The organism is Streptomyces sp. NPDC059008 (assembly GCF_042749045.1).
Taxonomy (GTDB): Bacteria; Actinomycetota; Actinomycetes; order Streptomycetales; family Streptomycetaceae; genus Streptomyces.
This window is the reverse complement of record NZ_JBHYJC010000006.1, coordinates 231,526-251,441: the sequence shown is the minus strand read 5'-3', so window position 1 is coordinate 251,441 and position 19,916 is coordinate 231,526. Positions and strand designations below refer to the sequence as shown.

16 protein-coding genes are annotated in these 19,916 nt (G+C 72.7%); 10 read left to right on the top strand and 6 right to left on the bottom strand.

All coding sequences use genetic code 11. The annotated features are described in order from the left end of the window. Positions 1-49 precede the first annotated feature (49 nt). Positions 50-979, bottom strand: a complete 930-nt coding sequence (locus ACFWZH_RS11510) for a Ppx/GppA family phosphatase (RefSeq protein ID WP_384428145.1) — start codon at positions 977-979, stop codon at positions 50-52. A gap of 140 nt (positions 980-1,119) precedes the next feature. Here ACFWZH_RS11510 and ACFWZH_RS11505 point away from each other — a divergent pair, with 140 nt between their 5' ends. Continuing rightward, a complete protein-coding gene (locus tag ACFWZH_RS11505; protein WP_384428143.1) occupies positions 1,120-2,052 on the top strand; it encodes a hypothetical protein in 933 nt (310 codons plus the stop codon). A gap of 143 nt (positions 2,053-2,195) precedes the next feature. On the opposite strand, the gene ACFWZH_RS11500 is transcribed toward ACFWZH_RS11505, so the two are convergent. Then, positions 2,196-3,986 (bottom strand): sigma-70 family RNA polymerase sigma factor, encoded by a 1,791-nt coding sequence (locus ACFWZH_RS11500; protein ID WP_384428141.1) that lies wholly within the window; start codon positions 3,984-3,986, stop codon positions 2,196-2,198. Between the two features lie 237 nt (positions 3,987-4,223). Between ACFWZH_RS11500 and radA the strand changes: the two genes are divergently transcribed. The 3 genes from radA (at position 4,224) to ACFWZH_RS11485 (ending at position 7,828) form a co-directional block, all read left to right on the top strand. Then, entirely contained in the window at positions 4,224-5,636 is a 1,413-nt protein-coding gene (gene radA, locus ACFWZH_RS11495) for a DNA repair protein RadA (protein WP_384428140.1), read from the top strand. 126 nt (positions 5,637-5,762) lie between these two features. Beyond that, complete coding sequence (gene disA / locus ACFWZH_RS11490; protein ID WP_384428138.1) at positions 5,763-6,887, top strand: DNA integrity scanning diadenylate cyclase DisA; 1,125 nt, start codon at positions 5,763-5,765, stop codon at positions 6,885-6,887. A 197-nt stretch (positions 6,888-7,084) separates the two neighbouring features. Beyond that, entirely contained in the window at positions 7,085-7,828 is a 744-nt protein-coding gene (locus ACFWZH_RS11485; protein WP_384428136.1) for a DUF4232 domain-containing protein, read from the top strand. A gap of 151 nt (positions 7,829-7,979) precedes the next feature. Here ACFWZH_RS11485 and ACFWZH_RS11480 read toward each other — a convergent pair whose 3' ends face one another. Together ACFWZH_RS11480 and ACFWZH_RS11475 are read right to left on the bottom strand one after the other, a co-directional pair. Beyond that, complete coding sequence (locus ACFWZH_RS11480; RefSeq protein ID WP_384428134.1) at positions 7,980-8,963, bottom strand: NAD-dependent epimerase/dehydratase family protein; 984 nt, start codon at positions 8,961-8,963, stop codon at positions 7,980-7,982. 349 nt (positions 8,964-9,312) lie between these two features. Further along, complete coding sequence (locus tag ACFWZH_RS11475; protein ID WP_384428132.1) at positions 9,313-10,143, bottom strand: hypothetical protein; 831 nt, start codon at positions 10,141-10,143, stop codon at positions 9,313-9,315. A gap of 361 nt (positions 10,144-10,504) precedes the next feature. Between ACFWZH_RS11475 and ACFWZH_RS11470 the strand changes: the two genes are divergently transcribed. After that, positions 10,505-11,089, top strand: coding sequence for a phosphatase PAP2 family protein (locus ACFWZH_RS11470; RefSeq protein WP_384428130.1), 585 nt, complete (start codon positions 10,505-10,507; stop codon positions 11,087-11,089). Positions 11,090-11,188: 99 nt separating this feature from the next. On the opposite strand, the gene ACFWZH_RS11465 is transcribed toward ACFWZH_RS11470, so the two are convergent. Beyond that, complete coding sequence (locus ACFWZH_RS11465; RefSeq protein ID WP_384428128.1) at positions 11,189-11,959, bottom strand: hypothetical protein; 771 nt, start codon at positions 11,957-11,959, stop codon at positions 11,189-11,191. Between the two features lie 480 nt (positions 11,960-12,439). Here ACFWZH_RS11465 and ACFWZH_RS11460 point away from each other — a divergent pair, with 480 nt between their 5' ends. From ACFWZH_RS11460 to cseC, 5 genes are all read left to right on the top strand, one after another. After that, entirely contained in the window at positions 12,440-13,399 is a 960-nt protein-coding gene (locus ACFWZH_RS11460; RefSeq protein WP_384428126.1) for an A/G-specific adenine glycosylase, read from the top strand. Between the two features lie 893 nt (positions 13,400-14,292). After that, the gene (locus ACFWZH_RS11455; protein WP_384428124.1) at positions 14,293-14,865 is read left to right on the top strand and encodes a SigE family RNA polymerase sigma factor; all 573 of its coding nucleotides are present in this window, start codon (positions 14,293-14,295) and stop codon (positions 14,863-14,865) included. Positions 14,866-15,133: 268 nt separating this feature from the next. Then, on the top strand, positions 15,134-15,742 hold the full coding sequence (locus ACFWZH_RS11450; protein WP_384428123.1) for a hypothetical protein: 609 nt from the start codon (positions 15,134-15,136) through the stop codon (positions 15,740-15,742). Between the two features lie 9 nt (positions 15,743-15,751). Beyond that, positions 15,752-16,462 (top strand): two-component system response regulator CseB, encoded by a 711-nt coding sequence (cseB, locus tag ACFWZH_RS11445; RefSeq protein ID WP_384428121.1) that lies wholly within the window; start codon positions 15,752-15,754, stop codon positions 16,460-16,462. 8 nt (positions 16,463-16,470) lie between these two features. Next, positions 16,471-17,775, top strand: a complete 1,305-nt coding sequence (gene cseC, locus ACFWZH_RS11440; protein ID WP_384428119.1) for a two-component system sensor histidine kinase CseC — start codon at positions 16,471-16,473, stop codon at positions 17,773-17,775. A 476-nt stretch (positions 17,776-18,251) separates the two neighbouring features. Here the strand turns inward: cseC and ACFWZH_RS11435 are convergent, their stop codons facing one another. Further along, the gene (locus ACFWZH_RS11435) at positions 18,252-19,835 is read right to left on the bottom strand and encodes an MDR family MFS transporter (protein WP_384428117.1); all 1,584 of its coding nucleotides are present in this window, start codon (positions 19,833-19,835) and stop codon (positions 18,252-18,254) included. Positions 19,836-19,916 lie beyond the last annotated feature (81 nt).

Here is a 19,916-nt window from a genome sequence, read left to right as displayed (position 1 = left end):
GGGCTGGGGCGATGGGCGTGGCACACCTCCCGTACGGGCGTGACGAGTCTCACGCGGGCAGATGGTCCAGCCGCCGCAGGATGACGCCCTCACGCAGCGCCCACGGGCAGATCTCCAGCGTCTCCACCCCGAACAGGTCCATCGCGGCCTCGGCGACCAGCGCCCCGGCCAGCAGCTGCCGCGCCCGGCCGTCGGACACTCCGGGCAGCTCGGCGCGCTCCTTGACGGTCATCGCGGCCAGCCGCGGCACCCACTCCTCCAGATTCCTGCGGGTCAGCTCGCGCTGGACGTACAGGCCCTCGGCCGAGCGCGCGGCGCCCGCGATCCGGGCCAGCTGCTTGAAGGTCTTGGACGTGCCGACGACCTGGTCGGGGGTCCCGTACCGGGTGAACTCGCTCACCACCTTGGCGATCTCGGCCCGCACCCGGCGGCGCAGCGCCCGCACGTCGTCCGGGTCGGGCGGGTCGCCCGGCAGAGAGCTCGCCGTGAGCCGGCCGGCGCCCTGCGGCAGCGACACCGCCACGTCCGGCTCCTCGTCGAGGCCGAAGGCGATCTCCAGCGAGCCGCCGCCGATGTCCAGCACCAGCAGCCGGCCGGCGGACCAGCCCAGCCAGCGGCGGGCCGCGAGGAAGGTGAGCCGCGCCTCGTCCTCACCGGAGAGCACCTGCAGCTCGACGCCGGTCTCCAGGGCGACCCGGCGCAGCACCTCCTCGCCGTTGGTGGCTTCGCGCACCGCGGACGTGGCGAACGGCAGCACGCTCTCGACGCCCTTGTCCTCGGCCACCTGCAGCGCCTCCAGGACGGTCGCCACCAGGCGCTCCACCCCGGCGTCGCTTATGGCACCGGCCTCGTCGAGGAGTTCGGCAAGGCGCAGATCCGCCTTGTGCGAATAGGCGGGCAGCGGGCGCGCGCCCGGGTGTGCGTCCACCACCAGCAGATGGACCGTATTCGAACCCACATCGAGGACACCGAGTCTCATACGGGGAAACCTACTGCGCCGATGGCCCGCTCCTCACGGCGCGGTGGTTCCCGGCCCGCGGCCCGCTGCGCGCCCGGACGCGCGCCGGGCCCGGATCCGGCAATTCCTCAAGGCCGTACCGACCCCCGTACGCTGGACCTGTGGCAAAGACGAAAAAGGCGAAGCACGAAAAAGCGCTGAAGAAGGACGAAAAGCGGCGCGCCCGGGCGGCTGCTGGGGCGCAGCCCCCGGCCGACGAGGTCGGCCTCGACTTCGCCCGCGCGTGGGTCACCTTCCCCGACCCGGCCGACGACGAGCAGCTCTTCCGCTGCGACCTGACCTGGCTGACCTCCCGCTGGACCTGCATCTTCGGCAGCGGCTGCCAGGGCATCCAGGCCGGCCGGGCCGACGACGGCTGCTGCACGCTCGGCGCGCACTTCTCGGACGACGACGACGAGAAGCGGGTGGCCCGGCACGTGGCGCGGCTCACGCCCGACCTGTGGCAGTTCCACGACGTCGGCACGCAGACCGGCTGGGTCGAGGAGGACGACGACGGCGAGCGGCAGACCCGCCGCTGGCAGGGCTCGTGCATCTTCCAGAACCGCCCCGGCTTCCCGGCCGGCGCGGGCTGCTCACTGCACATCCTCGCGCTGCGCGAGGGCCGCGAACCGCTGGAGACCAAGCCGGACGTCTGCTGGCAGCTGCCGATCCGGCGCACGTACGACTGGATCGACCGGCCGGACGACACCCAGGTGCTGCAGGTGACCATCGGCGAGTACGACCGGCGCGGCTGGGGCCCCGGTGGCCACGACCTGCACTGGTGGTGCACGTCCGCGACGTCGGCGCACGGCGCCGGCGAGCCGGTGTACGTCTCGTACAAGCCGGAGCTGACCGAGCTGATGGGCAAGAAGGGCTACGCCAAGCTCGCCGAGCTGTGCGAGGAGCGGCTGGCGGCGACACTGCCGATGGCGCCGCATCCGGCGGATCCGAAGCCGGCGCAGTCGAAGAAGCCCGGGAAGTCCGCGGAGTCCGGGAAGCCTGCGGACTCCGGGAAGCCTGCGGACTCCGCGAAGGAGAAGGATTCCGCGCAGTAGGACGAGGCCCGCGAGGCCCAGAGCGGGACGGCGGCGTCGCTTGCCACCGTGACGTCGTCCCCGATGGGCCGTGATCTTCCCCGGCGGGCCGTGGTGCCTCTTCGGCGGGCCGTGATGCCTTCGCGGCCCGCCGTCGTGCGGTCTCAGCCGGCGGGGCGCGTGGTGTTCGACGGCCGCGAGCTCGGCTCCGGAGTCGTCGGGGCCGGCGTCGGCGCGGAAGCCGTGGGGGTGGGTGTGGGAGACGGATCCGCGGGGGTCGGCGTGGGCGTGGACGCCGGGCCCGAGGGGGTCGGTGCCGGGTGGGTGGGCGTCGGGTCCTGCGGGCCGGGGCCCGGCTCCGGGGCGCCGAAACCCTCCATCGTCACGGCGGTCCTGCCGGGCCCGATGGCGATCCTGGCCCGCCACCGGCCCGCGGGCTCCCGGTCGTGGTCGACGTAGACCGTGATCGTCGTGGACTGCCCCGGCCGCAGCGAACCCGCCGTATGACTCATCAGCAGCCAGGGCGCACCCGACGAGGCCGTCCAGCGCACCGGCGCACCCCCCGAGGCACTCAGCGTGATGACCGTCGTCCCGCCGCTCGGCTGCGCGGCCACCGTCAGCCGGCCCGGGCCCCGGGCCGCCCGGCCGGCCCGCGCGCCCGACCGCGGCGCGCCGCCGTCCCCGTCGACCACCTCGACGGACACGTCCGACAGCCCCGCGCCGGCGCGGAAGCCGGGCTCGGGCGTCGTCCGGGCGTTGCCGGCGTTCTCGTACGGGCGGCCGCCCAGCTGCACGCCGCTGTCCGTGTCGCTGGCCGTCACCGCCGGTGATTCGTTCGCGGCCTCCCCGGTGGCGGGAGCGCCGCGGTAGGCCGCCCACAGGGCCAGCACCGGCGCCGCCACCACCGTGGCGACGACGGTGGTGGTCAGCGCCCGGGCCCGCAGCCTGCGGCGCCGGGCGGCCCGGTCCGTGGGGGCGCCCACGGGGAAGCCGTCGCGGTCGTAGCGAGGAGAACCGTTTGCCCCGCGCGCCCGGCCGCCGCGGCCGGCGCCGGGCACTCCCTCCGCGCGCCCCGACCGGGAGCGCCGGGCCGCCGCCAACGCGGCCAGCACGGCCTCCCCGGGAGCGCCGACCAGCGGCAGCGTGCCCCGGGCCACCGGCGCGGTGCCCGGCCACGCCCCCGGCACGGTGGCCCGCTCGGCGGTCCGCCGGCACTCGGCGCAGTCGTCGACATGGCGCACCAGCTCCCGGCTCAGCGCCGCGCCCAGCAGCATCTGACTGTCGCCCGCCAGCCGCGCGACCTCCCGACATCGCCCCGACTCGACGACGGCCAGCGCCGCCCGGGTCCGTTCGACCTCGCAGGACGCGGTGGCCAGCAGCGCGCGGGTGGCGATCGGGTCGGCGCCGAGCACCGCGGCGACCTCGTCGGCGGAGAGGTGATGGCGCACCGAGAGCTCCAGCGCCTCGCGCTGCTCGGGGGTGGTGCCCGCGGCCTCCGGCCAGGCCAGCGCGGCCAGTTCCCGCTGCCGCCGCTCGGCGTCGCGAACGGCCGCGGTGCCCGCGGAGCCGGCCGGTGCGCCGTCCGAAGCGCCGCCCGGCCTTCTGGCGGACCCGGTCCGCTCGGCGAGCCGGCGCAGACAGGCCCACCGGGCCAGCGCGTAGAGCCAGGAGCGGTGCAGCGCGGGGTCGCCCGGGCGCCGGCCGCGGCGGTGCTCCGCGAGCGCGAGCATCTCGCCGAGCACCGCCGCCGCCGCGTCGTGGTCGCACAGGACGGACAGGCAGTACGTGAACAGCCCGTCCAGATACGGCTCATAGCCGTCGTCGCGTTCACCCGGGCCGAGCGGTTCGGGCCGCTCGGGCCGCTCGGCGGGCTGCGGCCGGCTCCGGCGCCGGCCGTCGCCGCGCGACCGGTGTGCGCCGGTGGAGTGCGTGGGGTGCTCGGGCCTGCTGCTCATCACCCCGGCGACGGTAGGGGGATGATGCAGCCAGGCCTGCTCGCCCGGCACACTTTTAACCCTTACGGGTGACCATCTCCCTCAAAAGGGGACACGGCTCGGCCATTGGGGCAGGGGCACGCTCGGCGCGCGCCACCCGCTCGGCGCAACCGGACGGCGACGCGGCGGAACCGCCGGGACCCGCTCCCCGAGGACTCGGCGGAGGGCGTTGTCAGACCCCGCCGCTACGGTGACCCCATGGCAACGCGTAAAACGTCGGGCAAGGAGCGCCCCTCCTACCGCTGCACCGAATGCGGCTGGACCACCGCCAAGTGGCTCGGCCGCTGCCCCGAGTGCCAGGCGTGGGGCACCGTCGAGGAGTTCGGCGGCACCCCCGCGGTGCGCACCACCGCGCCCGGCCGCGTCACGACGGCCGCGCTGCCCATCGGCCAGGTCGACGGCAAGCAGGCCGCCGCCCGCTCCACCGGCGTGGACGAGCTGGACCGGGTGCTGGGCGGCGGCCTGGTCCCCGGCGCCGTCGTGCTGCTGGCCGGCGAACCGGGCGTCGGCAAGTCCACCCTCCTCCTGGACGCCGCCGCCAAGGCCGCCTCCGACGCCCACCGCACGCTCTACGTGACCGGCGAGGAGTCCGCGAGCCAGGTACGGCTGCGCGCCGACCGCATCGGCGCCATCAACGACCACCTCTACCTGGCCGCCGAGACCGACCTCTCCGCCGTCCTCGGCCACCTCGACACCGTCAAGCCCTCCCTCCTCATCCTCGACTCCGTCCAGACCGTCGCCTCCCCGGAGATCGACGGCGCGCCCGGCGGTATGGCCCAGGTCCGCGAGGTCGCCGGCGCCCTGATCCGCGCCTCCAAGGAACGCGGCATGTCCACGCTCCTGGTGGGCCACGTCACCAAGGACGGCGCCATCGCCGGCCCCCGCCTCCTGGAACACCTCGTCGACGTCGTCCTGCACTTCGAAGGCGACCGGCACGCCCGCCTCCGCCTCGTGCGCGGCGTCAAGAACCGCTACGGCACCACCGACGAAGTCGGCTGCTTCGAGCTGCACGACGAAGGGATCACCGGCCTCGCCGACCCCTCGGGCCTGTTCCTGACCCGCCGGGCCGAGCCGGTGCCCGGCACCTGCCTGACGGTCACCCTGGAGGGCCGCCGCCCGCTGGTCGCCGAGGTCCAGGCGCTGACCGTCGACTCCCAGATCCCCTCGCCCCGGCGCACCACCTCCGGCCTGGAGACCTCCCGGGTCTCGATGATGCTGGCCGTCCTGGAGCAGCGCGGCCGGATCAGCGCCCTGGGCAAACGCGACATCTACAGCGCGACGGTCGGCGGCGTGAAGCTCACCGAGCCCGCCGCCGACCTCGCCGTCGCCCTGGCACTCGCCAGCGCCGCCAGCGACACCCCCCTGCCCAAGAACCTGGTCGCCATCGGCGAGGTGGGCCTCGCCGGCGAGGTCAGACGCGTCACCGGCGTCCAGCGCCGGCTCTCCGAGGCGGCCCGGCTCGGCTTCACCCACGCCCTGGTCCCGGCCGACCCCGGCAAGATCCCCGACGGGATGCGGGTCCTGGAGGTCGCCGACGTCGGACAGGCCCTGAGCGTCCTGCCCAAGCGGGTACGCCGGGAGGCCCCACAGGAAGAGGGCGCACGCCGGTAGACTTTGCCCTGGTCTCGCCCGTCACCGCAGAATTGCCTGCCGGCCACGTACGCTCCGCTGGTACGTCAACCGCAGCAATGGGGCGAGCGGCCTGCGGACCGACAGACCGTGTGACGGAGGAGTGCAGTGGCAGCCAACGACCGGGCATCGACTCCCGGCAGGTCCGGTGGGAACCCCGGCACCGAGAGCCTGATGCGCGCCTCGCTGAGCGCCGTCGCGCCCGGTACCGCACTGCGCGACGGCCTGGAGCGCATCCTCCGCGGCAATACCGGCGGGCTGATCGTCCTCGGCTTCGACAAGACCGTCGAGACCATGTGCACCGGCGGCTTCGTCCTCGACGTCGAGTTCACCGCCACCCGCCTGCGCGAGCTGTGCAAGCTCGACGGCGCCCTGGTCCTCGACAAGGACATCACCAAGATCCTGCGTGCCGGCGTCCAGCTGGTCCCCGACGCCTCCATCCCCACCGAGGAGACCGGCACCCGCCACCGCACGGCCCAGCGCGTCTCGATCCAGGCCGGCTTCCCCGTCGTCTCGGTCAGCCAGTCCATGCGCCTGATCGCCCTGTACGTGGACGGCGAGCGCCGCGTCCTGGAGGAGTCCGCCGCGATCCTCTCGCGCGCCAACCAGGCCCTGGCCACCCTGGAGCGCTACAAGCTCCGCCTGGACGAGGTCGCCGGCACCCTGTCCGCACTCGAGATCGAGGACCTGGTCACGGTCCGCGACGTCACCGCGGTCGCCCAGCGCCTGGAGATGGTCCGCCGGATCGCCACCGAGATCGCCGAGTACGTCGTCGAGCTCGGCACGGACGGCCGGCTCCTCACCCTCCAGCTCGAAGAGCTGATCGCCGGCGTGGAGCCCGAGCGCGAACTGGTCGTCCGCGACTACGTTCCCGAACCCACCGCCAAGCGCTCCCGCACGGTCGCCGAAGCGCTCTCCGAGCTCGACTCCCTGACCCACACCGAGCTGCTCGAACTCCCCATCGTGGCCCGCGCGCTGGGCTACAGCGGCGCCCCCGAGACCCTGGACTCCGCCGTCTCCCCGCGCGGCTTCCGCCTGCTGGCGAAGGTCCCCCGCCTCCCCGGCACGGTCATCGACCGCCTCGTCGACCACTTCGGCGGCCTGCAGAAGCTGCTCGCGGCCAGCGTCGACGACCTCCAGACCGTCGACGGAGTGGGCGAGGCCCGCGCCCGCTCGGTACGCGAGGGCCTGTCCCGCCTGGCGGAGTCGTCGATCTTGGAGCGGTACGTCTGACCGGAGCGGTCGGTCTGACCCGAGCGTCCCAACTAGGCGGCGCGGCCTGGTTCTTCGGGCTCTCCTCGGCGTCCTTCCCCTGCTCACAGCCGTGTTAGCCGGACGTTAGCGGGGCGGCATCCTTGCGATAGCGACCCCGAGCAGAGTGGGTGACGTACCGAGGAAACCACGACACCGACCGCCCCGGGGGACCTGAAATGAGCTCCAGCACCACTGTCCGCACCGCTCGTCGCCGCACCCTTCGCATCGCCGCCGCAGCCCTGACCGCAGTCGCCGGCCTTACGCTGACCGCCTGCTCCGGCTCGGACACCGGCGGCACGAAGCCCGCGGCCCGGACGGACGCGAGCTCGGCCCCCGCCGAGTCCGGCGGCGCGGGCTCCTCCGCCGGAGCGCAGGGCTCCGATGCCCAGGCGAGCCCCGGCCCCAAGGCCGACGCCAAGGCCGGCACCAAGCCGGGCGCTACGGGCAAGCAGTCGGGCGGCGCGCACGCCACCGGCGGCGGCAAGGCGGGCTCGGGCGTCGAGCGGTGCCACACCTCCGGCCTGAAGGCGGCGTTCGCCACGGGCGGCGACGCGATCCCGGACCCCGACGCGCCCGGCGCGACGACCGCCAGCGTCGTACTGACCAACAAGGGCAGCCGCACCTGCACGATCGGCGGCTTCGCGGGCGTGGACCTCAAGTCCGAGAACGGCGGCGAGCGCTGGTCGCTGGCCCGCTCGTCCGCCAAGCACGGCTCGATCACCCTGGGGCCCGGGGACAGCACCGACTTCACGATCAACGTCCTCATGACCAAGGAAGACAAGGGCTTCTACCAGCCCGCCTTCGCGGACATCACCCCGCCCAACGAGACCCGGTCGATCACCATCAAGTGGCCCTGGGGCACCCTCGTCGACCAGCGCGGCGCCACCCACCCGGGCACCTTCGTCAACCCCATCGGCTGACCACCGACGGCGTTGCGTCGCCCTGGACATGAGCCGAGAACGTCCGCTGCCCCCGTGCGTCACACGGGGGCAGCGGACTTTCCGCGTCACGGACCCGCGCCGCGGCGAACAGGCCGCGCGGCCGCCCGCCCTGAGCGACCACCGCCTGCGCCTACCGCAGGGCCGCCGCCTCCTTCTCCTCCGCCAGCCCCACCGCCGGCCGGTCCGGACGCTGCGGCGCCGTCCCACCGATGGAGCGCAGCCAGGACCAGGTGTCCGCCACCGTCTCGCCGACCGGGCGGCAACGCAGCCCCGTCGCCAGCGCCCTGGAGACATCCGCGCCGTACATCGCGTCGTACAGCTCGCCCGGCGGCAGCCAGACCGGCAACTCGGACCACGGTTCGATACCGGCGGCGAGCACGTCCTCGGGGGCGGTCCAGCGCAGCTCCGCGTCCGAGCCGGTGACCTTCACACAGCTCTCCAGCAGCTCGCCCATGGTGGCGTGCCCGACCTCGCTCACCAGGTTGTACGCCCCGCCGAGACCGGACTGCACGGCGTCGAGGGTCCACTCGGCGAGGTCGCGGACGTCCACGTACTGAAGGGCCGTCTCCCGCGGACCGGGCGCCAGCACCGCGCCCCCGCGGGCGATCCGGCCCAGCCACCACGGCAGCCGCCCGATGTTCTCGTACGGCCCGAGGATCAGGCCCGCGCGGACCAGCAGCGCCCGGTCCCCGAAGGCGTCGAGCGCGGCCAGTTCGGCGCCCCGCTTGGCCGTCGCGTAGTCGTCGGAGTCCGTCGCGTCGGCGGACCCGGCCACCACCGGGCCGTCCTCGCCGAGGCCGTACGCCGCCGGGTAGGCGTACACGGACCGGCTGGAGACGTAGACGTAGTTCCGGGCCCGGCCGGCCAGCAGACGCGCCGCGTCCCGTACGGCCACGGGCGCGCCGCTCCACGTATCGACGACGGCGTCCCATTCGCCCTCTTCCAGCGCCGCGAGCCCCGCCGGGTCCGTGCGGTCGCCGTGCAGCGCGGTCACGCCCTCCGGCGGCGCGTGGGTCCCACGATGGAAGACCGTCACCTGCCAACCCCGCGCCAGCGCCGCCTCGGTGACCGCTCGGCCCACGAACTCCGTTCCGCCCAGCATCAGTAGTCTCATGACGGCGACTGTGCCGGAGGCCCGCGGACGAGACCAGCACCGCACGCTCTCAGCGGAATCGCCCAGAGCGATCAGCCTCCGCACGAAGGACGGCCCTCGCCACGGGCGTCAGCCGCCGCCGACGACACGGGCGTCAGCCACCTGCGAACACGGGCGTCAGCCACGTTCGCCGCGGGCGTCAGTCGCCTCCGAAACGGGCGTCAGCCGCGTTCACCACGGGCGTGCGTCACCCCTCAACTCGGTTGCACCGGCCCTCAACCGCAGCGGCCTTCCCGCACCGATGCCTCAGCCTCACCTCAGGCTCAGCCTCGGCCTCGGCCCGTACGGCTGTCCCGTCCCGGTACGTACGTCAGTCCTCATCCAGCACGAACGACGTACGGGCCGCCTTCAGGCCCGGGACCTTCGCCTCGATCAGGTACTTGCCGGCCGGCACCGTCGCCGAACTCGGCGTCGCGCACCGCGGGGCGCTGGCGTGACGGTCCCACCCGAGGGTGCGCTTCACGGAGCCCTCGCCCGGCACCTTCAGCAGCGCGGGGGCGGTGCCCGACGGGCAGTCGTTCGAGGCCCACACCGGGTCGTCTCCGGCGGTGTCGGTGATGGTGACCACCGCGGCCTTCTGCCCGAGGTCCACCTTGCAGGCCGCACCGGCCGTGTTCTTGACCGTCAGCTCGAACGCCGGCCGCTTGCCGGGAGCGTAGGAGTCCTTGACGCTACGGAGGGTCAACTCCACCTTGGGCGATGTGCAGTTGGGGAGGGACGAACCGGCCGGTACCGCGCTTCCGGAGCCCTGACCGATCGGACCGCTGCCGGATCCCGAACCGGAACCGCCCGAGCCGGAGCCGCCACCGGCACCACCGCTGTCGCCGTCGGAAGCCCCCGAACCGCCGCCGGCGCCGGAGTCCGAGCCCGACTCCCCGCCGCCGCCCGACTCGTCGCGCCCGCCCGGCTTTTGAGTGATCGCCGGGCCGGTGGAGGAGGGGCCGGGCGTGATGGACGTCGCGGGGCCCTTGCCGTGCGAACCGCCCTTGCCCTCATCGCTGTTCGCACCGCCGCCGCCACCCAGATTGAGGGCCCAGACGACCAGAACGGTGAGCAGGACGACGATGGCCAGCGCAACAGCCCTCCGCCGCCAGTAGATGGAGGAGGGAAGCGGCCCGATCGGATTGCGCAGTGATCCCACGCGGAAACTCTACGAGAGATCCGTAGCCACACCGGCCACTACCCGCCGCATCCGGCTGCAACTTTTCCCATTATCGGCCCGGAGTCGGCCCGCCGGCCGCGTTTACCGCCGTAACGGGCCTGATGCCCCGTTAGGCGAGGTCTGCTCCTTCCGACCTTACTTTCGCCGGTTACCCCCTCCCGCCGCCGGTTACCCCCTCCCGCCGCCGGTCACCTCCTCCGTCGCCGGTCACCTCCTCCGTCGCCGGTCACCTCCTCCGTCGCCGGTCGCCTCCTCTCCCTCCTCCCCTCCCGTCGCCGGTTGCCCCCTCCCGACGTTCGTACGCCGCACCACGGACGCCACGGCCGTACCGTTAATGATCATGAACAGCATCGACCTCTACCGCGATCTCACCGACCTGGCGCACGACGCGCCCAACTGGCTCCGCACCCTCGCCGACATCGGCACCGAGGGCGGGTTGCTGCTCCTGATGGCGGTGGCGGTCCTGGGGTGGTGGCGGTCCCGCAGCGGCACGGCGCGAAGCGTCGCGCTCGCGGCGCTGGTGCCGATAGCCACCGCGGTCGCGTACCTGCTGAGCGAACTCGTCAAGAGCCTGGTGGACGAGGAGCGCCCGTGCCGGGCGGTGGCGGGCGCGGCCGCCTCGATCGTGCCCTGTCCGCCCGAGGGGGACTGGTCCTTCCCCAGCAACCACTCGACGATCGCCGCGGCGCTGGCGGTCGGCATCGCCATCGCCTGGCGGGCCGCCGCCTGGGCGGCGCTGCCGATCGCCCTGCTCACCGGCTTCTCCCGCGTGTTCGTCGGCGTCCACTACCCGCACGACGTGGCCGCCGGCCTGGCCCTGGGCGCGGCGGTGGCGGCACTCGGCGCGGCACTCCTCGGCTCCCCGGCGACCGACCTGATCCTGCGGATGCGGGCGGGCCGGTGGCGGGTCCTGGTCGAGGCTTAGGAACTACGGGGCGCTGGCGTAGGAACTACGGACGCAACGGGGCGCCACGGGCGCGTGGGCGCCATGGGGCCGCGTGGGCCGCCGCACAGGCGACGGGAACTACGGGGCATCCGGTCGCCGCCACTCCTCCTTGTGGCCGAAGCCCTGCCCGTTGTCGATCAGTCGCAGCCAGTCGGGGCGCAACTCCCACAGGGTGGTGCGCTCAAGCGCGGCGCGGAGCCGGTCGCTCGCCTCGACGAAGGGGAAGCGCTCGGTGTAGATCCGCCAGCCGGCCGCCCGCTCGGCGCCGGTCAGGGGACGGCAGTGGCCCCGGCCCTGCAGCCCCGTCAGCCCGCTCCACTCCTGGCCGTCCCGCTGCGCGGTGAACGCGACCCGGGCACCGGGCTCGGCGAGAGCCCGGCCGTGCCGGGTCGTGGTCGCGGTGACGAAGTACAGCACGGGGTCGGAGGAGGGACCGGCCGTCAGGACCGTTCCGGGGGCATCGCCAGGACCGGCACCGGCGCCAGCATCATCACCGGCTCCGGCATCACCCCCTTCGTCGGCTACGACTCCAGGTCCGGCTACGGCGCCATCGCCGTAGCCGGAGCCGGCCGAGTTGGGCGCGTCCGGCGCTTCGGTCGCGTACAGCACCGCGCAGGCCTGCGGTCCGTCCTCGTCCACGTACGCCAGCGTCATCGTCGTATGCGTGGCCAGCGCCTGCCGGATCGCCACGGGGCAGGCCGCAGCTCCGCCCATTGCACCCGCGTCCGCCGCGCCGCCGGGTTCGCCCGCGTCGGCCGCCTCCGCCTCGCGGCCCGTACCCGCCGCGCCGCCGGTGGCTTTCGTACCGCCGCCGGCTGCTCCACCGCCGCCGGTTTCCGTATCGCTCATGCCGTGTCCGCTCCACTCTCCGCCGTGCGCCCGCACCCCTGCTCCGCCCTGCGCGCGCATCCTCGCTCCGTCACGCGCCCGCATCCTCGCTCGCTCGCCGCCTCCATTATTCAAGCAACGATTACGGAGAGTAATCAGTTCCCTCGGATTGTAGTCAGAGGTCGGGGCGGCTCCGAGACTCCTCGTTCATCCGAGACTCCTCGGTTCACCCGTCTCAAGCTTGATCCTTCCTCAGTCCGCCCATCTCAAGCCTGGTGCTCATCGGCTCGTGATCGACCTTCCGCGTGCCCGTCGTCGGCTCGTCGTCGGCTCGTCGTCAGCCCGGCGTCGGCCTTCCGCCGGGCCGTCGTCGGCTCGGCGCGTACCGCCGGTAGCCGCCACCCGTGCGTATGTAGTCGTCCTGCGTGCGGGTGGGCGTGCGGCGGGGCGGGCCCGGCGCGTTTCCCGGGTGCGCGCGGACGTGCCAGGATCGGCAGTGCCATGACTTCGACGCCTGTCACCTCCACTGCCACGACCGCCGCCGCCGAGACCGCCTCCGCCGCCGCCCCGGCCGCGGGGGCCGCAGACGGGACCGCGCTGCACACCCCGGTCACCGACTGGTTCGACGAGCATGCCCGCGATCTGCCCTGGCGCCGCCCCGAGGCGGGCGCCTGGGGCGTGATGGTGAGCGAGTTCATGCTGCAGCAGACCCCGGTCAGCAGAGTGCTGCCGGTGTACGAGCAGTGGCTGGCCCGCTGGCCGCGCCCCGCCGACCTGGCCGCCGAGGCGCCGGGTGAGGCGGTTCGGGCCTGGGGCCGGCTGGGCTATCCGCGGCGCGCGCTGCGCCTGCACGCCGCCGCGTCCGCCATACAGGAGCGGCATGGCGGTGATGTGCCGCGCGAGCACAGCCAGTTGCTGGCGCTGCCCGGCGTCGGCGAGTACACCGCCGCGGCGGTGGCGTCCTTCGCGTACGGGCAGCGGCACGCCGTGCTGGACACCAATGTGCGCCGGGTGTTCGCCCGCGCGGTGGCCGGCCGGCAGTACCCGCCGAACGCCACCACCGCCGCGGAGCGCAAGCTCGCCCGTCAGCTGCTGCCCGACGACGAGCGGCTGGCGGCACGCTGGGCGGCCGCCACGATGGAGCTGGGCGCGCTGTTGTGCACGGCGCGCACGCCGGAGTGTCACCGCTGCCCGATCGCGGCCCAGTGCGCCTGGCGGCTGGCGGGCTCCCCGGCGCACGACGGTCCGCCGCGGCGGACGCAGACGTACGCGGGTACCGACCGGCAGGTGCGCGGCAAGCTGCTCGCCGTGCTGCGCGAGGCGGTGACGCCGGTGCCGCAGCAGGTGCTGGACGCGGTGTGGGACGAGCCGGTGCAGCGGGCCCGGGCGCTGGACGGTCTGGTGTCGGACGGTCTGGTGGAGCCGCTGGGCGGCGGCCGGTACCGGCTGCCTCTGTCGTAGCGCGCGCGACCGTCATACGACGGCCCGCTGCCCTGCATGTCGTGGCCGATATACGGCCCGCCGCCCTCCATGTCGCGGCCGCGATATGGAGGGCGGCGGGCGGCCGCGATACCGGACGGCCGGACGGCCGCGCAGCCGGGCGGTGGGCCGCAGCCATCCCGCCCCGGCCATCGCGTAACGGCCATCACGTAACAGCCATCAGGTGACGGCCATCTCCCCCCCCCCGGCCGTCATGCCGCGCCCGTCACGTAACGGCCATGACGCCCCGGCCATGCCGTCCCGGTCGTCACGTAACGGCCATGTCGCCCCAGCCGTCATATCCCGGCCGTCATCGCGCGCTGTCACATACGGTGGGTGGCCCGGTGCGGATGGCCCAGTAGGCACGCATGACCCAGTAGGTACGTATGGGCCAGTAGGTCGTATGGGCCAGTAGGTCGTATGGGCCAGTAGGTCGTATGGGCCAGCAAGTACGTATGGGCCAGTAGGTGCGTATGGCCCGGCCCGGCGGCAGAGGCGGGGCTGCCCCAGGGCCGCTCGCCGCGGCCCCCGCGCCGGCTGCGGCTGCCGCGCTAGCCGCAGCGCCCTGACGTTCTGTCAGCGGGACGTGGTGGCCGAGGCGCGATCCGCGTCGGACGGAAAGGGCCTGCGGGGCCCGGCACCCGCCTCGATGTGCCTCGTAGGCCTTGTGGTGGGGGTGCTTGTCCGTCCGGAGTATGACGCGCGTAGCCCCGCCGTCCGCCCGAGGTATGACCCCTGGAGCGCTGTTACACAACCGAGGGTTTTCCGTGCATTCGCTGTGGGCCCGACGCACACTACGCCGCAACACCCCCTCCGTAGCGTCTTCCTCGCGCTGGAAACGACGACCACCGGCGCGGACAACGTGGGGAATCGCAATGCGGATCGGAGGCGTCGACATGGCGACCAGCGGCGGCAAGGTACTGGACTTCGAAGAGTACGTTCGTACCCGGCAGGAGGCTCTGCTGCGCAGCGCCCGGCGCCTGGTGCCCGATCCGGTCGACGCGCAGGATCTGCTGCAGACGGCACTGGTGCGCACCTACGGCCGCTGGGACGGCATCGCGGACAAGTCGCTGGCCGACGCCTACCTGCGCCGCGTCATGATCAACACGCGGACGGAGTGGTGGCGGGCGCGCAAGCTGGAGGAGGTGCCCACCGAGCAGCTCCCGGACGCGAGCGTGGACGACGGCACCGAGCAGCGCGCCGACCGTGCCCTGCTGATGGACATCCTCGGGGTGCTGGCTCCCAAGCAGCGCAGCGTCGTGGTGCTGCGGCACTGGGAGCAGATGAGCACGGAGGAGACCGCTGCCGCGCTCGGCATGTCGACGGGTACGGTGAAGAGCACGCTGCACCGTGCGCTGGCCCGACTGCGGCAGGAGCTGCAGATGCGGGACATCGACGCGCGGATGCTGGAGCGCGGCGAGCAGGAGCGGGAGCGGTGCGCGGCCTGACGGTCGGCTCACGGCATCCGGCACGGAGCGGGACGACGACGATCGGCGCGACGACGAACAGCGCGGCATTATGTGCGGCGGCCTGGCATGAGAGGGCCGTCACCCCCGCAGGGGCCGTACGGTTCACGACTCCACGCGCGACAATCACATCAGGAACAGCAGCGGGAGCGGCGGCTGTGCGAGCAGCGCGGTGAGCGGGAGCGGTTTGTCCAGGAACAGGTTGACCAGGTTGGGGTTGACCAGAGGCGGCGGCGCGGCCACGGCAGGGGTGGCCGCCGTCGGCCTTTTGCTGGCCGGGTGCAATCCGGGGGGCGAGGGCGTCCGCAGTGAGGGGGCGGCCGGCCATACGCCCGCGCCGAGGGGTGCGGTGAGCAGTGCGCCCAGTCCGACCTCGTCCGCCGGCTTCAAGAAGGTCGACGCCGTCGCGCTGATGAGGGACGACCCGAAGGTCGGCGCGGATGTGAAGAAGTCCCTGTACAAGCCGTGTGCCGCCGATGAGTATCCGGTCGAGGTGACGTATGCGTCACTGACCGGCGGTAAGTCTCCCGATGTCATCGTCAACGTCATGACCTGCGCGGATTCGGTGGGTATCGGCTCTTACGTGTACCGCAGGAACAGCGGGGCGAAGAGCGGGTATGACAACGTGTATGCGAACGAGCAGCCGTCGGTCTCCGCCGGGGTCAACAAGGGCGAGCTGGAGATCTCCAAGCAGACCTATGAGGCCGGCGACAAGGTGTGCTGTCCCTCCGGGGAGGACGTGCTGACCTATCACTGGGCGGACGGCCGCTTCACCGAGTTCGCGAAGTACCACACCGACTACAGCAAGACCACTGCCGACGGCCCGCAGCCGGACGACGGCATGGCATCGGAGGGTTGAGACAACCGCATGGCCGAGACCCATGTGCTCTTCGTCGAGGACGACGACGTCATTCGTGAGGCCACTCAGCTGGCGCTGGAGCGGGACGGTTTCGTGGTCACCGCGATGCCCGACGGGCTGGCGGGCCTGGAGGCGTTCCGCGCCAACCGTCCGGACATCGCGCTGCTCGATGTGATGGTGCCGGGCCTCGACGGTGTCAGCCTGTGCCGCCGGATCCGCGACGAGTCGACGGTTCCGGTGATCATGCTGTCGGCGCGTGCCGACTCCATCGATGTGGTGCTCGGGCTGGAGGCGGGCGCCGACGACTACGTCACCAAGCCGTTCGACGGCGCGGTGCTGGTGGCCCGGATCCGCGCGGTGCTGCGCCGCTTCGGTCACGCCAGCGGCCCGGAGGGCGCGCGGCCGGCCGCCGCGGAGGAGGACGATGCGGCGGAGGCGGTGCTGCGGTTCGGTGATCTGGAGGTCGACACCGAGGGCATGGAGGTGCGCAAGGGCGGCGAGAACGTCGCGCTGACGCCCACCGAGATGAGGCTGCTGCTGGAGTTCTCCAACGCTCCGGGTACGGTCCTCTCGCGCGACCGGCTGCTGGAGCGGGTCTGGGACTACGGCTGGGGTGGTGACACCCGGGTCGTGGATGTGCACGTCCAGCGGTTGCGCGGCAAGATCGGCCAGGACCGGATCGAGACGGTCCGCGGCTTCGGATACAAGCTGAGAGGCTGACTCCTCCGGTGGTCAGGCTGGCCCTGCGGACGGGTCTGAGATGGAAGCTCAGTGCCGCGATCGCGCTCGTCGGAGCGCTGGTCGCGATCGCGCTGAGCCTTGTCGTACACAATGCGGCCCGTCATTCCATGCTCGACAACAGCCGGGACGTTCAGGTCGAGCGGCTGAACTTCACGCAGAAGATCTTCGAGTCCACCAACCGGCTGCAGTTCGGCGCGAAGATCGACGATCCGGCGCTGCCGCCGGCGCTGCGCGCGGAGGTCGCCAAGAACAAGCGGGCGACCTATCTGCAGGACACCGGTGAGACCGCCCCGGAGGTGTGGGCGGCTTCGCCGCTGAGCAACGGCCGGGTGCTGTCGGTCCACGACCGTTTCCCGGACCGCTTCGCCGTCCTGGACGATCTGGACCAGGCGCTGCTGATCGGCTCGACCGCGGTCGTGGTGGGGGGCTGTGCGCTGGGCGTCCTGGTGGGCGGGCGGCTCTCCAGTCGGCTGCGCAAGGCGGCCGCGGCGGCGGGCAAGCTGGCCGACGGTGACACCTCGGTGCGTATCCGGGACGAGGTCGGCGGCGGCCGGGTGCACGACGAGACCGATGATCTGGCCTGGGCGGTGGACGCGATGTCGGACGCCCTCCAGGAGCGCATCGAGGCCGAGCGCCGGGTCACCGCCGATATCGCGCATGAGCTGCGTACGCCGGTCACGGGTCTGCTGACGGCGGCGGAGCTGCTGCCGCCGGGCCGCCCTTCGGAGCTGGTGCGCGACCGGGCGCAGGCGCTGCGCACGCTGGTGGAGGACGTGCTGGAGGTGGCGCGGCTCGACGGTTACGCGGAGCGCGCGGAGCTGCAGGACGTGATGATCGGCGAGTTCGTCTCCCGCCGGGTGCGGGCGCTGGATCCGGAGATCGCCGTCGATGTCGTACGGGACGCGGAGGTCACGACGGATCCGCGCCGTCTGGAGCGGATCCTGGGCAATCTCATCGCCAACGCCGCCCGGCACGGCAAGCCGCCGATCGAGGTGACCGTCGAGGGCCGGGTGGTGCGGGTGCGGGACCACGGCGGTGGTTTCCCCGAGGCGCTGCTGCGCGAGGGGCCCAGTCGTTTCCGTACCGGCAGCAGCGACCGGGCGGGGCGTGGCCATGGCCTGGGCCTGACCATCGCGGCGGGGCAGGCGCGGGTGCTGGGCGCGCGTCTGACGTTCCGCAACGCGGATGAGGTCGTCGACGGTTCGACGGGCGCCGTGTCGGTCTTGTGGCTGCCGGAGAACGCGCCTACGAATACGGGGAGCTTTCCGGTGATCAATCTCCCCGACCGCTAGGCGCTGCGCTTGGCTGGCTTCCCACGTTGTCGGCTGGCCCGCCGTGGGAGTTGCTCGCCGTTGCGCCTGGCGGCGAGCCCCTCCGCTGCGCTTTGCTGCGGCCACTCGTCTGGCTCCTCGCCGTTGCGCCTGCGGCGGGCTGGGTGCCGCTGCGCGGGGCGTTTTCGGCAGCGGGTGCGCCCCTCCGGACTCCGTCCTGCGGTCCGCCCCCTCCCGTGGGAGGGGGAGAGGAGACCGGTGGGGGTGAACGTCAGCGTTCGTGTGCAGGAAGTCGACGGGCAGGGCCCGCCCCCACCGACCGCTCTTTCCACCCACCCACGGGAGGGGACAGACCGTAGGACGGAGTCCGTAGGGCTGTCACCGCACCCGACAAACAACCGCCCGCCGCTGGGGGTACCTCCCACGCCCTTAAGGCAGTGGGGGAGCAACGGCGAAAAACCACCACGGCGGGAAAGCCAAAAACGTGGGATGTGGACCTACTTCGCGGGCCCCCCGCGCAGCGGAACCTCCTTGAGGAACCAGGCGGCGGCGAAGCCGATGACGCTGACCGCGGCGCCCCACAGGAAGACGTGGTGGGTGCCGGTGGCGACCGCGTGCGCGTAGGCGTCCTTGATCATCGGCGGGAGCTGGGCGAGGCCCTTGGGGTCCATCTGGGCTCCGCCGCTGGTCATCTTCTCGCCGGCGGCCTTGCCGATCCGCTCGATCATCGTGGACTCCACCTGGTGGGTGAAGATCGCGCCGAAGATCGCGACGCCGAAGGAGCCGCCGATCGTACGGAAGAGGGTGGCGGACGAGGAGCCGACGCCCATGTCCTTCATCTCGACGCTGTTCTGGGCGATCAGCATCGTGGTCTGCATCAGGAAGCCCATGCCGGCGCCGAGCACCGCCATGTAGACGCCGGAGGTGAAGCGGGTGGTGTCGGTGTCCATCAGGGACAGCAGCGCCAGGCCGGCGGTGATCAGGCCGCCGCCGACGACGACGAAGACCTTGTACTTGCCGCTGGCGGTGGTGACCCGGCCGGCGAACAGGGAGACGACCATCATCGCGAGCAGCATCGGCAGCAGCAGCAGGCCGGAGTTGGTGGCCGAGGCGCCCTGCACGGTCTGCTGGAACAGCGGCAGGAAGGTCATCGAGCCGAACATCACGAAGCCGACCAGGAAGCCGATGAGCGTGACGAGCGAGAAGTTGCCGTTGCGGAAGATGTGCAGCGGCAGCACCGGCTCGCTGACCTTGCGCTCGACCAGGACGAAGGCGAGGAGCGCGAGGACGCCGAGGACTCCGAGGCCGATGATCTGGGTGGAGAGCCAGTCGTACTCGGTGCCGCCCCAGGTGGTGATCAGTACCAGCGCGGTGATGCCGATGGTGAGCAGCGCGGCGCCCACGTAGTCGATGCGGGTCTGCGACCGCTTCTTGGGCAGGTGCAGCACCGCGGTGACCATGATCAGGGCGATCGCGCCGAGCGGGAGGTTGATGTAGAAGCTCCAGCGCCAGCCGAGGTGGTCGGTGATGGTGCCGCCGACCAGCGGTCCGCCGATCATCGCGACGGCCATGACGCCGGCCATCATGCCCTGGTACTTGCCGCGCTCCCGCGGCGGGATCAGGTCGCCGATGATCGCCATGACGCCGACCATGAGTCCGCCCGCGCCCAGGCCCTGGACGGCGCGGAAGCCGATGAGCTGGCCCATGTCCTGGGCCATGCCGGAGAGCGCCGAGCCGAGCAGGAAGATGGCTATGGACGTGAGGAAGACGCCCTTGCGTCCGTACATGTCGCCGAGCTTGCCCCAGATGGGCGTCGAGGCGGCGGTGGCGAGGGTGTATGCGGTGACCACCCAGGACAGGTGGCTCATGCCGCCCAGCTCGCCGACGATGGTCGGCATCGCGGTGCCGACGATCATGTTGTCCAGCATCGCGAGCAGCATCGCGATCATCAGCGCGAAGAGCACCACCCGTACGCTCGCCGGCTGCTTCTCCGCCCCCGTGCTCTGCGCGGACTCGGGTCGTTCCTCGACCGTGGTCTGCTGTCTGTCCCCCGTCGGGGTCGCAGCCTGCGACTTCCCCATTACTTCACTCCTACTTACTTGCCGCCCGGCTAGTTCGTTACAGTGATGAAGGTAGGCGGGCAACTAGCCGGGCGTCAAGTA